This window comes from Inediibacterium massiliense (assembly GCF_001282725.1).
In the GTDB taxonomy this organism is placed as follows: Bacteria; Bacillota; Clostridia; order Peptostreptococcales; family Thermotaleaceae; genus Anaerophilus; species Anaerophilus massiliensis.
Genome location: NZ_LN876587.1, coordinates 1,004,759 through 1,020,766, shown reverse-complemented (window position 1 = coordinate 1,020,766; position 16,008 = coordinate 1,004,759). Strand labels below are relative to the sequence as shown.

At 30.2% G+C, this 16,008-nt stretch carries 22 protein-coding genes; all 22 read right to left on the bottom strand.

Annotation, left to right across the window (positions count from 1 at the left end):
• Positions 1–9 precede the first annotated feature (9 nt).
• Positions 10–1,884, bottom strand: coding sequence for a 1-deoxy-D-xylulose-5-phosphate synthase (gene dxs / locus BN2409_RS13475; protein WP_110943138.1), 1,875 nt, complete (start codon positions 1,882–1,884; stop codon positions 10–12).
• A 34-nt stretch (positions 1,885–1,918) separates the two neighbouring features.
• A complete protein-coding gene (locus BN2409_RS13470; protein ID WP_242847966.1) occupies positions 1,919–2,536 on the bottom strand; it encodes a hypothetical protein in 618 nt (205 codons plus the stop codon).
• Positions 2,537–3,180: 644 nt separating this feature from the next.
• On the bottom strand, positions 3,181–3,624 hold the full coding sequence (locus tag BN2409_RS13465; protein WP_053957133.1) for a divergent PAP2 family protein: 444 nt from the start codon (positions 3,622–3,624) through the stop codon (positions 3,181–3,183).
• 18 nt (positions 3,625–3,642) lie between these two features.
• Positions 3,643–4,533, bottom strand: coding sequence for a polyprenyl synthetase family protein (locus BN2409_RS13460; protein ID WP_053957132.1), 891 nt, complete (start codon positions 4,531–4,533; stop codon positions 3,643–3,645).
• Positions 4,534–4,549: 16 nt separating this feature from the next.
• Positions 4,550–4,792: an exodeoxyribonuclease VII small subunit gene (locus tag BN2409_RS13455; protein ID WP_053957131.1), complete on the bottom strand. Its 243-nt coding sequence runs from the start codon at positions 4,790–4,792 to the stop codon at positions 4,550–4,552.
• Positions 4,770–6,002, bottom strand: coding sequence for an exodeoxyribonuclease VII large subunit (gene xseA / locus BN2409_RS13450; protein ID WP_053957130.1), 1,233 nt, complete (start codon positions 6,000–6,002; stop codon positions 4,770–4,772). Before xseA ends, BN2409_RS13455 begins: the two co-directional genes overlap by 23 nt.
• On the bottom strand, positions 5,993–6,844 hold the full coding sequence (gene folD, locus BN2409_RS13445; RefSeq protein ID WP_053957129.1) for a bifunctional methylenetetrahydrofolate dehydrogenase/methenyltetrahydrofolate cyclohydrolase FolD: 852 nt from the start codon (positions 6,842–6,844) through the stop codon (positions 5,993–5,995). Before folD ends, xseA begins: the two co-directional genes overlap by 10 nt.
• Positions 6,845–7,804: a Kae1-like domain-containing protein gene (locus BN2409_RS13440; RefSeq protein ID WP_053957128.1), complete on the bottom strand. Its 960-nt coding sequence runs from the start codon at positions 7,802–7,804 to the stop codon at positions 6,845–6,847.
• A 2-nt stretch (positions 7,805–7,806) separates the two neighbouring features.
• Positions 7,807–8,202, bottom strand: coding sequence for a transcription antitermination factor NusB (gene nusB / locus BN2409_RS13435; protein WP_053957127.1), 396 nt, complete (start codon positions 8,200–8,202; stop codon positions 7,807–7,809).
• Between the two features lie 32 nt (positions 8,203–8,234).
• Complete coding sequence (locus tag BN2409_RS13430) at positions 8,235–8,471, bottom strand: DUF2273 domain-containing protein (protein WP_242847965.1); 237 nt, start codon at positions 8,469–8,471, stop codon at positions 8,235–8,237.
• Between the two features lie 13 nt (positions 8,472–8,484).
• On the bottom strand, positions 8,485–9,021 hold the full coding sequence (gene amaP / locus BN2409_RS13425; protein ID WP_053957125.1) for an alkaline shock response membrane anchor protein AmaP: 537 nt from the start codon (positions 9,019–9,021) through the stop codon (positions 8,485–8,487).
• A gap of 67 nt (positions 9,022–9,088) precedes the next feature.
• A complete protein-coding gene (locus tag BN2409_RS13420) occupies positions 9,089–9,481 on the bottom strand; it encodes an Asp23/Gls24 family envelope stress response protein (protein WP_053957124.1) in 393 nt (130 codons plus the stop codon).
• Between the two features lie 81 nt (positions 9,482–9,562).
• Positions 9,563–10,222, bottom strand: a complete 660-nt coding sequence (locus BN2409_RS13415; protein WP_053957123.1) for a SpoIIIAH-like family protein — start codon at positions 10,220–10,222, stop codon at positions 9,563–9,565.
• A gap of 17 nt (positions 10,223–10,239) precedes the next feature.
• Positions 10,240–10,818, bottom strand: coding sequence for a hypothetical protein (locus tag BN2409_RS13410; protein WP_053957122.1), 579 nt, complete (start codon positions 10,816–10,818; stop codon positions 10,240–10,242).
• Between the two features lie 18 nt (positions 10,819–10,836).
• The gene (gene spoIIIAF / locus BN2409_RS13405) at positions 10,837–11,460 is read right to left on the bottom strand and encodes a stage III sporulation protein AF (protein ID WP_110943137.1); all 624 of its coding nucleotides are present in this window, start codon (positions 11,458–11,460) and stop codon (positions 10,837–10,839) included.
• Between the two features lie 3 nt (positions 11,461–11,463).
• On the bottom strand, positions 11,464–12,636 hold the full coding sequence (gene spoIIIAE, locus BN2409_RS13400; RefSeq protein WP_110943136.1) for a stage III sporulation protein AE: 1,173 nt from the start codon (positions 12,634–12,636) through the stop codon (positions 11,464–11,466).
• A gap of 12 nt (positions 12,637–12,648) precedes the next feature.
• Positions 12,649–13,035 (bottom strand): stage III sporulation protein AD, encoded by a 387-nt coding sequence (spoIIIAD, locus tag BN2409_RS13395; RefSeq protein WP_053957120.1) that lies wholly within the window; start codon positions 13,033–13,035, stop codon positions 12,649–12,651.
• Positions 13,036–13,051: 16 nt separating this feature from the next.
• Positions 13,052–13,255, bottom strand: coding sequence for a stage III sporulation protein AC (gene spoIIIAC / locus BN2409_RS13390; protein WP_330375461.1), 204 nt, complete (start codon positions 13,253–13,255; stop codon positions 13,052–13,054).
• Between the two features lie 12 nt (positions 13,256–13,267).
• Positions 13,268–13,789 carry a stage III sporulation protein SpoIIIAB gene (spoIIIAB, locus tag BN2409_RS13385; RefSeq protein ID WP_053957119.1) on the bottom strand — a complete coding sequence of 174 codons (522 nt, stop codon included), beginning with the start codon at positions 13,787–13,789 and terminating at the stop codon, positions 13,268–13,270.
• Complete coding sequence (gene spoIIIAA, locus BN2409_RS13380) at positions 13,779–14,822, bottom strand: stage III sporulation protein AA (RefSeq protein WP_110943134.1); 1,044 nt, start codon at positions 14,820–14,822, stop codon at positions 13,779–13,781. Before spoIIIAA ends, spoIIIAB begins: the two co-directional genes overlap by 11 nt.
• Positions 14,823–14,977: 155 nt before the next feature.
• Entirely contained in the window at positions 14,978–15,391 is a 414-nt protein-coding gene (locus BN2409_RS13375) for a CD1247 N-terminal domain-containing protein (protein WP_053957118.1), read from the bottom strand.
• Positions 15,392–15,438: 47 nt separating this feature from the next.
• Positions 15,439–15,996 (bottom strand): elongation factor P, encoded by a 558-nt coding sequence (gene efp / locus BN2409_RS13370; protein ID WP_053957117.1) that lies wholly within the window; start codon positions 15,994–15,996, stop codon positions 15,439–15,441.
• Positions 15,997–16,008: the final 12 nt, after the last annotated feature.

Genomic DNA, 16,008 nt, shown 5'->3' with positions numbered 1-16,008 from the left:
TTATCGCTCCTATTGATTGATCATTTCTTTAATTTGATTTATAATGCCTGATACATCTAGTTTATACTCTCTAAAGAGTTCATCTGTATTTCCGTGTTCTACAAATTGGTCAGGAAGCCCAAGTAAATTTACATTTTTGTCAGTAATTTTTTTTCTTTCAAAGAGTTCTAGAATCTGACTTCCGAATCCACCAATAATTACATTGTCTTCTAATGTAATAATACGATTGATATTAGAACAGGCTGAAATGATTGTTTCTTCATCTAATGGTTTTATAAATCTTGCATTGATTACTGTAGCAAAAATGTTTTCAGACTGTAGTTTTTCTGCTGCTTCATAAGCTATTTGTACCATTTTTCCACAAGCAATCAAACAAATATCTTTTCCTTTTAATAAAATTTCTGATTTTATGCTTTGAATTGGTTCTTGAGCAACTTTACAAAAATTATCACTTGCTCCTCTTGGATATCTTATAGCAACAGGACTATTAAGAGTAGTAGCAAATTTCATCATATCAGAAAGTTCATGTCCATCTTTTGGTGCCATAATGGTTATATTAGGAATATGACTTAAAAATGACAAGTCAAATACACCATGATGAGTTTCGCCATCATTTCCTACTAATCCACTGCGATCTATACAAAAGATCACTGGCAAATTTTGAAGACATACATCATGAACAATTTGATCATAAGCTCTTTGTAAAAAAGTAGAATATACAGCGAATATAGGTTTAGATCCATTAGAAGCAAGTCCAGCAGAAAATGTTACTGCATGCTGTTCAGCGATGCCTACATCAAAGAAACGGTCAGGATAAGTAGCTGCAAAATCATTTAAACCCGTTCCAGATGGCATGGCAGCAGTAATGGCTACAATATTGGGATCTTCCTTTGCTAAGTCCATAATAGTTTTTCCAAATATAGAAGAATAGCTTGGGCTTTTTTTATTGCTTCCAATGACATTACCACTTTCGATTTCAAAAGGACCAATTCCATGAAATTTATCGGGATTTTTTTCAGCATAGGAATACCCTTTTCCTTTTTTTGTAAGAACGTGAATAAATACAGGCCCTTTGATGTTTTTAGCTCTTTTTAAAACAACCTTTAGCTCTTTTATATCATGTCCATTTACAGGTCCTAAATAAGTAAATCCTAATTCTTCAAAAATAATTCCTGGAACTAAGAAGTATTTTAAACTATCTTTTGCCTTTCCAGCTGTCTTATACATGACTTTTCCGAAAGCAGGAATTTTATTCAAAAAGTATTCTACATCATCTTTGACTTTAAAATATTTAGGATCAGATCGAAGTCTATTTAAATATTTGGATAATCCACCTACATTTTGAGAAATAGACATTTCATTATCATTTAATATAACAATAATATCTGTATTCATATGTCCTGCATGATTTAAAGCTTCAAAGGACATACCTCCTGTTAAAGCACCATCTCCTATTAAAGCAATGACAGAGTAATTTTCTTTCTTTAAATCTCGAGCTTTTGCTATACCTAAAGCTGCAGATATAGAAGTACTACTATGGCCTGTTTCAAAGCAGTCATGTTCACTTTCACATCTTTTAGGAAATCCACTCAGTCCCTGATATTGTCTTAGAGTATGAAAAAGCTCTTTTCTTCCTGTTAACAATTTATGTACATAAGATTGATGTCCTACATCCCATACAATTCGATCCTTTGGAGTATCGAAAATACTATGTATTGCTAGCGTCAATTCTACAATTCCTAAATTAGATGCTAAATGTCCTCCTGTTTTTGATACATTTTTAATTAAAAAATTTCTAATTTCATTTGCCAATTGTTTTAGTGAGTCATCGCTAATATGTTTTAATGCTTGAGGAGATTCTATATTAGACAGTAGATCTATCACTTAATTCATCTCTCTTTCCCATCCAGTGTATCGTTTATTTTTTGCTTTTTTTAGGTAAAAAATCTATACCCAGTTTATGGTTCATATAATATAATACCTTTCCAACATAAAAAACAATTTCTTTTGATTTTTTCAAAGCAATTTGTTTACCAAATGCTTTCCCTCCTACTGTAAAAGCTGCTACAAAGGCACTTAAGACTACACTTAAATAGGATAGGTTCATAGAAATTATTTTATTAAATTGCAAAATAATAATGGTAGCAGCGGCACCGCTCACAATACCACAAACATCTCCGATTACATCGTTACAAAAACTTGATACCAATCCTGCATTTCTTACTAATTTAACAGCAAATTTGGCTCCATGAATTTTTTTTGATGCCATAGCATGAAAGGGCTTTTCTATAGATGCAGCCACTGCAATGCCTATAATGTCAAATAATATCCCTGTTAATATAATAAAAATTAGAATAAAAAAAGCTACAATAATATTTACATTTTTTAATATATTTTCAGAAATAAAACTCATTCCAATAGCTAAAAAAAATGTCCATATGGTTATAAAAATAATTCCTTTAATAGGATTGGATTTATTTTTCTTATCATTTTTTTTCCTTTTGGAAACACTGTTTTTCTTTGATTCTGTTTCCATATTCTCACCTTTTTGATCATGACATATTAAAATAATATATTGTAAGTGGCAACATAATAAGTAAATTTTGCGACTTAGGTCTAGTTGGATTTCCCAAAGAGATACTGGTTTGTCGCCAAATCAGTAGTTTCCTTTTCAATCTCTTTTTATCTTGTCGCCAAAGATATGACTAGATTACCACTTAGTTCGCACTGCAATCCTTAATATGCTTCAAAAGAACAGTCTAGGAGTTTTCCTCAACAGTCAAACCATTTCTTAGCCTCTTTTGCAGAATGGGTTTCGAATAGCAATAGTTAATTTTCATGGGCCCCATGAAAGTTTAACCTGTATCTATTATCCGCCGTACTCCACTCAAGGCAGGCTACGCTACATATAACACAAATGTATTATATAATAGGTTTATCCTAAAAATAATTTTTAGGTCTCCACGAAGAGAGGGTCATCGCCCACATGCCATTGTGGATCGCCCCGTTCTTCTTACTCCCAGAATTGACCCCCGACTGGGCGTCAGCAGCCAATACCAGGAACTTCATCGATGTGCCCTTTGACGGATTTTTAGCCCCGCCTTCAAAAATGGTAGATCTGACTAGAATACTGCACCACTTACAAAATAAATTATATTATAGCATATCAAAATATGAATATCAAATTACCAAGTTTGCTATAAAAATTCCTAAGATCGCTCCAGCTATTACTTCAATAGGAGTATGCCCAACAAGTTCTTTAAGTCTTTTTTCACCAATGGGCTTATGTTTTTGTTTATCTTCTATTATTTTATTGAGTATAATAGCCTGTTTACCAACGGCTCTTCTGACTCCAGATGCATCATACATAATGATGAGGGCAAAAGCAATAGAAATAGCATACTCTAAAGAATCCCATCCTTTTTTTAAACCAACAGCAGTAGATAGTCCCATAACTAAAGCAGAGTGAGAGCTTGGCATTCCACCTGAACCTACAAATCTATATAAATTTATCTTTTTATCTTTTATAAGACTAGTCAAAACCTTAAGTACCTGTGCAATAAACCAAGATAGTAAGGCTACGCCAAGCATCTCGTTTTTTAAAACTTGCTGAACAAAGAACAACTTGTCTCCTCCTTAATATTAATAGTCCCTTTTTACCAAGAAATCTGATAATTCGATAAGAAATTCTGATTTTGTTCCGAATCTTTCTATGGAATGGATACCATCTGTAAATAATTTTTGTACTTTTTGTATAGAAGCGTCTAGTCCATAAATAGATGGATAAGTAGCTTTATGATTTTGCTCATCACTTCCAATTTTTTTACCTAATTTCTTTTCATCTCCTATGATATCTAAAATATCATCTGTAATTTGAAATCCTAAACCAATATTTTTAGAAAAATCTGTAAGAGAAGATAACTCTTCATCGTTTGCTCCTCCTAATATAGCTCCCGCACGAATAGATGATATAATTAGTGCCGCTGTTTTGTTTTTATGTATAAACTCTAGGGTTTCTCCATCTATTTTTTTATTTTCACTAAGTAGATCGACAACTTGCCCTCCGATCATACCATAAACTCCTGCAGCTGTAGCAATTTCTTTTATAGCTAAAATCTTTTTATAAGCATCATCTTTATTTTTTAAAGCTCCATCTATCATTAATTCAAAAGCATAATTTAGAAGGGCATCTCCTGCTAAAATGGCCATTCCTTCTCCATATATTTTATGATTTGTAGGTTTTCCTCTTCTAAAATCATCATTATCCATAGCAGGCAAATCATCATGAATCAATGAATAAGTATGAATCATTTCTACTGCACATGCAAATGGTAAAGCTTCGTCTATATTTCCTCCTACAAATTCAGTTGCAGCAAGTAATAAAATAGGTCTTAATCTTTTTCCTCCTGCAAAAATACTATAGCTCATAGCATCAAAAATTTCTTTTTGTAAAGAATCTTCTTGAGGTAAATAAGTATGCATAGCTTTATCAATGTATGTGATCTTTTCTTTCAGTGCCTGTTGTAGATTCATATTCATCCCCCTTTATTTATTCATCAGATAGCTCGAAAGAAGTTTCTTTTCCATTCATGAGTATTTGAATTTTTTGTTCACTTTTATCTAATTGATCATTACAATATCTATAAATATGTATTCCTTCTTCATATAAAGCTAGAGTTTTATCTAAAGATAGAGTTCCTTCATCCAATAAATTTACTATGGATTCTAATTTTTCTATAGCTTCTTCAAATGAATCTTCTTTTTTAAATTTAAGATTTGTGGAAGTGTTCAATGGAATGAGCCTCCTTCTTTTTATGAGTTACAGTACAATCTATATGTCCGTCTGTTAACATAATATTTATATGATCACCTTTTTTGACTTGATTGATCTTATAAATATTATTTCCATTTTCATCAAATGTAATAGAATATCCTCTTAAAATAGTTGAAAAGGGACTTAATGCTTCTAATTTAGATGCATTTTTCATAAGCTGCGATTGATAATTTTGTATTTTTCTATTTGTATAGTTACATAAATTCCTTTGAAGTATATCTAGTCTTTGTGTTTCTTCAATAAGTTTATGCTTTGTTATAGACAATAATCTATTTGTATCTATTCTTATCATTTGGTTACGTTTTTTTTGTATATAATGATTGAATGAAGTATTTAGTTTTCTATAAAAATTATCTAAATGATTTTTAAAGTCTCCTATATGGGGGACAGCTATTTCAGCGGCAGCAGAGGGAGTAGGGGCGCGAAGATCTGCCACGAAATCTGCTATGGTATAATCCGTTTCATGTCCTATAGCCGATATAATAGGGATTTTTGAATCCCAGATACTTCTAGCTACTATTTCCTCATTAAAAGCCCATAACTCCTCTATAGAGCCCCCTCCTCTAGTTACAATGATCACATCTATATCTGTATATTCTTTGTTCAAATAATCTATGGCATTAGAGATTTCTAATGCTGCATTTTCACCTTGAACCAAAACCGGATAGATGAGTAAATCTATATAGTTACTTCTTCTTTTAGAAACAGAAATGATATCTCTAATTGCAGCTCCTGTAGGAGATGTAACTATAGCAATTTTCTTAGGAAAAGAAGGTATTTTTTTCTTACAATCAAATAACCCTTCTTCTTTGAGTTTTATCTTTAGTTGCTCAAAGGCTAAATGTAGTGCTCCGACTCCATCAGGCTCCATTTCTCTAATATACAATTGATATTGCCCATCTCGTTCATAGGTTGAAATATAACCCTTTACTAATATATGCATTCCATTCTGCGGTTCGAATTTTATTTTACTATAATGATCTTTAAATATCACACAATTGATTTTACTTGTCTTATCTTTCAAAGAAAAATACGCATGACCACTTCCATGAAGTTTGAAATTTGAAATTTCTCCTTTTAGATAAATGGAATTTAAAATTGGATCACTGCTTAGTAATCTATGAATATATCTATTTAATTCTGATACACTTAAAGTCCTTATTTGCATTGATCTTTTGCTGCCTTTAATGTATTCTCAAGTAACATAGTTATTGTCATAGGGCCTACTCCACCTGGAACAGGAGTAATCCAAGAAGCTTTATCTTTAGCTTTATCAAATTCTACATCTCCAACTAATTTTCCATTTACCTTTCTTGTTCCTGCATCAATAATTATAGCACCTTCTTTAATCATATCTCCTGTAATAAGATTAGGACTTCCAACAGCAGCTACTACAATATCTGCCATAGTTACATGGCTTTTAAGATCTTTTGTTTTAGAATGGCAAATCGTTACGGTTGCATTTTCCCTTAATAAAAGTATTGAAACGGGTTTCCCTAAAATATTGCTTCTTCCGATGACTACTGCATGTTTTCCAGTAATATCTTCTCCTGTTCTTTTGATGAGTTCCATAATTCCCTTGGGCGTACAAGGAATAAAAGAAGGATTTCCTAAAAAAAGATTGCCTGAATTTACTGCGTGAAATCCATCTACATCTTTACTAGGAAGAATATGCGAATTGATAATATTTTCATCTATTCCCTTTGGAAGGGGAACCTGTACTAAAATACCATGAATTTTAGAATCTTTATTTAATTTTTCTACTAAGTCAATAATTTCATTTTGAGTAGTATTTTGAGGAAGTTTATGTACTTGTGAATAAAAGCCTACATTTTTACAAGCTTTTTCCTTCATAGAAACATATACACAAGAAGCTTCATCCTCACCTACTATGATTACAGCAAGACCAGGAGTAATCCCATGAGATTTTTTTAAATCATTTACTTCTTTTATAATATTTTCACGAATTTGCCCAGAAATTTTTTTACCATCAATAATTTGAGCTTTCATTTATAATTCCTCCTTTTTTATTTTATTGCCTAAAAGAGCTATGCCTACTGCATTATCTGTACAATATTTTGCATTTCCAAAAAAAATATCATATTTTTTATCTTTAAAATATGTATCAAGATATTGCGTGATATATGTACTTGAAGCTACTCCTCCAGAAATTAAAACTTGTGTTATTTTTGTTTCTTGGATTGCTTTTTCTATAGTTTTTGCTAAAGCTGATCCAATACATTTAAAAACAGATGCACAAATGATACTTGTTTCATATTTTTTTTCTAAAAGTTTATATGTAAATGTTTCAGGACCTGAAAAGCTCATATATGTATTTTTTATAGATACAGGAATTAAAATTTCATTAGTTTTCCCCTTACATGCCAATGTATCCATTTCTTTTCCACAAGGAAAAGAAAATCCTAACGCTACACCGATACGGTCTATAAATTGGCCTGCACTAATATCAGAGCTACCTCCTATAATATCTATGATATATCCACCTTGGTCATTGTTTTTTACATGAAGAATTTCTGAAGTTCCTCCTGATAAATGTATAGCCAAAAATTCATTTTTTAAATTATTTTTTATAGACCATATTGCGGCTTCAATATGTCCTTCTTGATGACTAAATTCTTTATATTCACAATCAAGAGTACTTGCGATTACTTTTCCAAAAGATTGCGATGCTTTAAAAACAGGCATATATGAATCTTCTGTAGGTCTAGGTTTATGACTTACACAAACTGTTTGAATGAGATGTCCTATAGATAATTTGGATATTTTTTCAAATAGAAGAGGAAGATTGACAACATGTTGAAAGAGGGCATCAGATTGTCTTAATCCCCTCTTTCCTGTTTGTACATCTAGTAGCTTTCTATCTTCAAATAATAAATGATTATTTTTATCTACAATAGCTATAGAAGTTGTATAATTGCTTGTATCTATTCCTAATACAAGATTTTTCATTTTTATTTATCCTCTAATATACTTCCTAGGACACCATTTATAAATTTACTTGATTCATCTGTGCTAAATTTTTTAGAAAGCTCAACAGCTTCATTAATTGAAACAACTTCTGGAACATCCTCTATATAATAAATTTCTGTAATGGCTATTCTAAGAATGGTAAGATCTACTTTGGCAAGTCTATTTATTTTCCAACCCTTTGAATGTTTTTCAATTAACTGATCAATTTTTTCTTTATTTGAAATAAAACTTGTAGCTACTTTTTTTATATAATTTTCTTGATCGTTTTCAGGTAAGTCTTTTAGAAATTTCTCAATCATTTCTTCAGAAAAATCATTTTGGATGTCCATTTGAAAGCATAATTTCATTACCATTTCACGTGCTAGTTTTCTATTCATAAATTTCCTCCTAATATTATCATCATCTATATTTATTGTTTATACTTTCCTAGAGGAAGTATTTTATCTAATATTTCTATCAAATTTTCTTTGTTATCTAGTTTACTTCCAATAAAATACCCTATATAGATGAATATGCTTATAAAAATTGTTTTGATTATTCCTATAGTTAAAATTAATATACTAGATAGTAAGCCTATACATATACCTATAATTTTCCAAAAATGTTTATGAAATATACAAATTATTTTTTCTTTATCCATGATCATACCCCACTTGTATTTATTCTACTCTTTTTTTGCTTTGTAGTGCAATATCATGAATCATGATTTTTACGTCTGTGACTTTAATTCCTGTAGTGGCTTCAATATGTTCTTTTACCTTTTGTTGAATAGAAATAGAAGTTTCAGGAATATTTGTATCACTAAGGGCAAAAGCTTTTATTTCTATGAAAAGGTGATCATCCTTATATTTTGCTGTTGCTTTTAAGTCTTTTAATCCATGAATACATTTAGAAGCTTTTTCGGCCATATTTTGAATAGCTTCTATTGAAATTTGTATTTCCCCATAATTTGAATGTCTAATGATGGATTTTATTTCTGATTTAGAGTTTTTCGTTCCTGAAAGAAGAAATCTTATACTCATGATAAAAAAGATCATAGGAATGATACTATTTTCCAAATTCATTTGATATTTTTCAAAAAAATAGATGGCCCAATTATAAGTAAACGCATTAAAAGGAATTACTATAAGTACTAAAGATATCACAGCAATGCATAAAGTATATATACCTAAAAAAAATCTGTCTATAAACTTCATCTTCAGTCTCCTTTCTCAAAAATATTTAAACTAACCCTCTGAAATTTCAGAGGGTTAGTTTAAATTCTTATTTTACTCTTAAAGCATTTTCTTCTTTTTCATCTTTATCAATATTTACACCTTGTACATGTATATTGACTTCTACAACTTTAAGACCTGTCATAGTTTCAATTGCTTTTTTTACATTTTCTTGTATTTTCCAAGCAACATCAGGAATTTTTACACCGTATTCTACAATAATGTATAGGTCTATTGCAGTTTCCTTTTCTCCAACTTCAACTTTTACTCCTTTTGCTAGGTTTTTACGACCTAACATTTCTGCAATGCCACCACCAATGCCACCACTCATGCCAGCTACACCATCAATTTCAGTAGCTGCTAATCCTGCAATTACTCCAACCACTTCATCTGCAATCTTGATTTGTCCATTTTCAACTGCATCTACATTATTATTGCTCACTGACGATACCCCCTGCTCTTATGTAAATAGCTTTTACCTTACAAACATTATACCAAAACCTTTTGTGATTTACAAACCTAACTAAAATTTATTTAATATTTTTATATGTTCTGGAGAATATTTTGTCTCTCTCATCACAATATCTAATATTTTTGCTACATCAGAATCTGCCAATTGCTCTATTCCTACAATTACATTTACAGAGTTTTCTGTAATAAATACCAACGCATCTTCAAAACCTTTTGACTGAATCAAGTTTTCAATTACTTTTTCTTTATTCATAATGTCAATCAATTTCATTTTTTCATTTGTAGCTGCTTTTCTGTTTTCTTCATCTGTTTTATCGTTATTAATAATTTCATTTAATAAGGATACCATTTTTTCTCTTTCTAAGTTCATATTTAATCTAGATTCTATAAAATAATTTGTCTTACTTACCTTTTGACTATGGATACTTTCTTTAATATTTTTACTCGTTTTTTGAATAATATCATTTATTTCCTGATTGCTGCTATCTACCACATTTTTTTCTGCTTTTGCAGTTTCGCTTGGATCAGTAGATTCTACTGGATTATTTTCTTTTTTTGAATTTTGTTTAAGTTGTTCTTCTTCATATTTTTGAAAATCTGTAGATGTTTCTAATGCGGTATATTTATTGATTGCATAATTTAAATAACCAATTAAACAAAGTGTAAATGCTAATGATAAAACTAAAACGTTCCTTCCTCGTATTTTAAACATTTTTCATACCTCCTAAACTATTTTTTTTCATACACCATTACTTTATTTGAGGGAACTTGGAAAACAGTTTGTACAGCTTCAATTAATGCTGTTTTAACCATTATATCTCCTGCTCCTTCTGCCACTACTACTACCCCTCGTATTTGTGGCTTTATTTCTTTGATGATCATTAACTTGTCATTTTGTCCACTCATCACCATATTTTGACTGGCATCATCTTGAGTAGTAGTTCTTGTCCCACCTTGCGCATCTTTTTCTTCTGTAATTTGTGTAGATTTGGTTATATTTGAAGCTGGAACAACTTCTGTACTTGATTCAAAGGTAACCATAACCTCAACTTCCCCTACTCCTTTGATTTGACTGAGTATTTTTTTGAGTTGAACTTGGGCAGTATCTTGGTAATTATTTTGCGAAGCAGCTTCTTCTTTTACATTCTCAATAGAAATATCTTGATTTTTGTTGCTTTTTGTAGGGAAAAGTGTGTCCCATGTAATTAATCCTATGATGCATACAATAATAACAATGAGTAAATTGTATACGATTTTTTTGTGGTTATGGTTTGTAAGATACTCTTTTATAGGACCGAATATTTTCATAATGGATCACTCCTTATATCATTTTTCATCATACATAGAAATAGAAATTTGATCTTTATCCATTTGGTATATATTTGAAACACTTTCTTTTATTTTTTTGATAACAGGAATAGCATCGAGAGATTCATAAGTTGCATCGGGTTGCTTTCCTATTGGTAAAATAGAAATGGTTTGAATATTTTTTGTTGTAGAATGATCAGTAGGATTTTTTAAAACAATCTCCATTTTTTTTATAGTTCCAAAGTGATTATGATCTTTAGATGTTTCTATTTCAGCATTGACTTTTAACACTATATACTGTGTATCTTGTTCAATTTTTTCTTTGACATTTGACTCTATTTTTTGTGTATATAAATTCATTACTTGTTGATCTTGAATATTTTCTAGATTATGAGAGTTTAAAGAAAGATTTTTTTTATCTATTTCTAAAGATGTTTTCAAAACTTCTTCTTCTATATTAAAATTTCCATGTACGATTTGTAGCAGTGGGCTTAAAATCACAATCATGACCAAAAGTCCGATAACCATTTTGATATATTTTTTCATATTACTATTGGGCAATAACATTTCTAGAAAAGTAATGAAAATTACAACAGATACAATATTCAGAATCCAAGATCGTAAAAAGTCCATCATGTTCATCACCTACCTCATCATCATGGTAATATTACCAGCTCCTACAATCATAGTTACTGCTAAAAAAAACATAATGGCTACACAGATTACACTTCCTAATATTAAAATCATTGCATTGCTCATATCATTAAGACATTCTATTAATGGATTTTCAGCTATAGGTTCTATGACTGCTGTTGTGACCTTATAGATAAAAATTAAAGATAGTATTTTCAAAAGAGGCATCATTACAATAAAAGCTAAGACAATTAATCCTAAAGCCCCTGTGGCATTTTTAAGAAGCAAAGAATAGCCAACAATGGTATCAAAAGCATCTGATATGAATCCTCCTACTACGGGAATAAATTGATCCGCTGCAAATTTAGCTGTTCGAATAGTGACTCCATCCGTAGTAGAAGCTGTAAGACCTTGAATGGTAATAATTCCTGTAAATATTGTAAGCATAAATCCTATAAGTACAATGCAAACTTGCTTAAGAAAAGATGCAAGTCTAGACACTTGTAATTTAGAGGAAAGATGATTTACTATAGATAGTATCACTGAAAAAAATATAATGGGCATGATTAAATCTTTTATAAGAGTACTGATAATACTTACAGAAGCTACAACAACTGGCTGAAAAAGAGCCGTTGAAGTAATTGCTCCCATAGATATTAAAAATGTTAATAATACAGGAAGCAATGCTTGCATAAAAGAGACCATATCATCAATAGCTTGTATTCCTATGCTTGTAGCAATAGAAAAACTTTTTACAGCAATAGAAATAACCATTAAATAGCAGGCCATATAAGCCATTTTCCCTACTGCTTCACTTTCAAAAGCAGTAGATAAATTATTTAAAAAAGCACAAAGAATAGATAGAACAATAAGTTTTGCCAGTAATGAAGAATTTGCTACAATTTCTTTAAAAATGTATTTAAATAAACCTTGTAATATTTTTTTTAGTTCAAAAGTTTCTTCTCCTTTTACAAAAGAAAGTAATAATTTTTTTATATCTATTGTGGGAAAATAATCTTCTAGATCATGATTCAAACTCTTCACAGATTCTTCTAATCCCTCTAAGTCTGTGTTTTCCAATTGTTCTAAGATCAATTGATCCTTAATGGGTTCTTCATTTTGTGCATAAATACAATGAGGATACAAAAAAGAGAGTAGAACTAATGTGATTAATAATTTTTTCATTTTATTCACATCCTATGGCATTAGTTGTACAATCAAATCAAAAAGTGCAAGTAAAATAGGAATAGATAGTACCATAATAAGAATTTTGCCAGCCAATTCAATTTTAGAAGCAATTGTTGTTTCTCCTGCATCTTTACAAACTTGAGCACCAAATTCTGCTACATATGCAATACCTACTATTTTTAAAATTGTTGTAATATATACTACATCCATATTAATTTTTTTAGCAAACATATTTAACACTTCTAATACAGATGCTAATTTTGTAGCTATGAAGATAAAGATGATGATTCCTGTTGCTATGCTAATTTGTATTGATATTTCTGGTTTTTGATTTTTAAGTACAATGGTTAAGACTGTTGCTATAATTCCCAAAGCTACTATTTTAAATATCTCCATCTAAACCACACCTTTATTAATATAGTTGAAACATTGTCTTTACAGTAGAAAATAGATTACTAATGAGTTGAATAACCATAAAAAGGACTACTACAATGCCTACAAGAGTAGTCATCATAGCTTGTTCTTCTCTTCCAGAATGCTTGAGAACTAAATTTAATACAGATACTAATATCCCTATTGCTGCGATTTTAAAAATTAAATCTACATTTATATTCATCAAAAGACCTCCTTATATCAATATAATAACAATAGCCAAACCAGCTAGAACACCCATATTCTTACATAACTTGCCATTTTTGTTTTTTAATTCATCTGCATTTTGTTGATGTTTTTGCAATTGCAAATAGATCCATTTAAAATTTTTTGTTTGATTTTCTTGATCTGTACATCCTAAATTTTTTCCAAAATCTATTAATATTTCTCTATCTTCTTCTGTTAAAGCTGTGTGATTAAAATGATTTTCGATAGCTTGATACCAAGCTTCTTCTACACTATATCCCATTCTTTGAGAAAGAATTTTATGAACATTTTTAAATATTTGATGAATAGGTTGATTACTTTGATTTCCTATTTTTTGCATAGCTGTAGCAAGAGGCGTAGCTACATAAGTGATTTCTGTTTCAAGAAGCTGAAAGGATATATATAAATCTTTTAATTGCTGCAATCTTTGAAAGTATCGAAGTGAATATAAATATCCTATGGTTGAAGAAGATAAAATAATAAATATAGAACATAAAATTTTAACGATCAAATACATTCCTCCTCTCTTTTAGAGGATAGGTAGTGATTGTTTTTTTTGTTTTTCCATCTATAATCATTTTTATGGTTCCAACTTTAGGATGATTAGAAAGAATAATAATTCTTTCAAACGTTCCTTGAGAAAGTAAATGATTTAGATTTTCTCTTTTTTCTATTTCTTCAATACTTTTTCCATGAACAGTTGTAATAAGTTTAATCCCTGCATGAAGTGCTTCTTCTAGTGCCTCAATATCTTCTTTTTTTCCGATCTCATCTGTAGCAATGACTTGAGGAGACATGGAACGAATGAGCATCATCATGCCCTGAGCCTTAGGACAAGCATTGAGTATATCTGTCCTTATCCCTATATCATTTTGAGCTGTTCCTTGATATACTCCACAAATTTCAGATCTCTCATCTACAACACCTATTTTAAATCCTCTAAAATTTAACGAAGGTATGCCATTGCTTAAATTTCTTATAATATCTCTAAGTAAAGTCGTTTTTCCACACTGAGGAGGAGATACAATCAACGTATTATAAAAAGTTTCTTGATCTAGAAGATAACTCATAATATGATCAGATATCCCTATTTTTTGTTTTGAAATTCTAATATTAAGACCAGAAATATCCTTTATTGTTTTAATTTGATTATTGTTAAGGACAGAGGTGCCACAAATCCCAACTCTATGTCCACCTTTTAGGGTGACAAATCCATTTTTTATTTCTTCTTCTAATGCGTAAACAGAATAATCTGTAATGAGTTCGTATGCTTTATGGATATCTTCTTTTGTAATCATATAACTCTGGGAAGGATCTTTTATAATTTTTCCGTCTTTACTAATGAAAAAATCTTGGTTTTTTGCAAAAAACATTAGAGGCTTTCCATTTCTGAGTCTGATTTCTTCCATATCTTTTATATAGTTAGAAGGAAGTCTAATAAATATTTCTCTTAATTGAATAGGAAGTGATTCTAATATTTCTTTTTTTAATCCGTTACTTACAAACTGCCTATTTTTAAAATTTTTATCTTTTTGTATTTCCATAACATGTCCCCCTTTCTATCATTAATATTTTCATAGGACAAATATTATGATTAAATTTTTCATAAAAAGAAGGAAAAGAGTATGTCATATTTAGACAAAAAAGAGCATAAAAAAAAACTGATACATTATGTATCAGTTTTCAAAAGTATTAGATCTTATTCGTGGTCATGATCTCCACAGCAACAACAATCATTGTCATCACAACATTCATCAATATATATTTGTTCGTGGCAACTTGGACAAACTAATTCGCTGTCTTCGTCATCTAATAACTCATCTTCAAGATAAATAATTTCATGACAATTTGGACATTCAACTTCTACAAAGTCCATATCTTCTTCATCTTCTTCAAAGATTTCATCTTCAACTACTGCTAAGTCTTCATCTATACTTTCAACATATTCATCTAAATCTTCTACTTCTTCATGTAATTCTTCTACAGAGTCAGCAAAATCTTCTAATACGTCTAAAATGTTCAAAAGAAGTTTTCCTTCTTTTGATTCTTCGCTGATTTCCATTCCTTCTGCTAAACCTCTTAGATATGCTACTTTTTCATAAAGATAACTCATTACATAGCCCTCCTTTTTATTTTTAATATATATGCTTATAGTATTTCCTAAGCTCTTGATAAATAATCTCCTGTTCTTGTATCAATTTTAATTCGATCTCCTTCATTGATAAAGACAGGGACTTGTACAACTGCACCAGTTTCTAATGTAGCTGGTTTTGTTACATTTGTTGCAGTAGCTCCTTTTACAGCAGGTTCTGTATATGTAACTTCTAATTCTACAAAATTTGGTGGATCAACTTGGAAAGCTTTGCCTTTGAAGAATTTAACAGTCGCTGTATCATTTTCTCTTAAATAAAGCATAGCTTCTTCTACTTCATCTTTTGTAAGAGGAATTTGATCATAAGTTTCATTATCCATAAAATAATATAAATCTCCATCACTATATAAGTATTGCATTTCTTTTGTTTCTATATGAGCTTTTGGAAATTTGTCATTAGGGTTAAAAGCTTCTTCACGAGTAGCTCCTGTTAATATACTTTTGTATTTGGTTCTTACAAAAGCAGCTCCTTTTCCTGGTTTAACATGTTGAAAATCTAAAACCACATAAGGTTCTCCATTTATTTCAAATGTAATACCTTTTCTAAAATCACTAGCATAAATCATTTGTATCCCTCC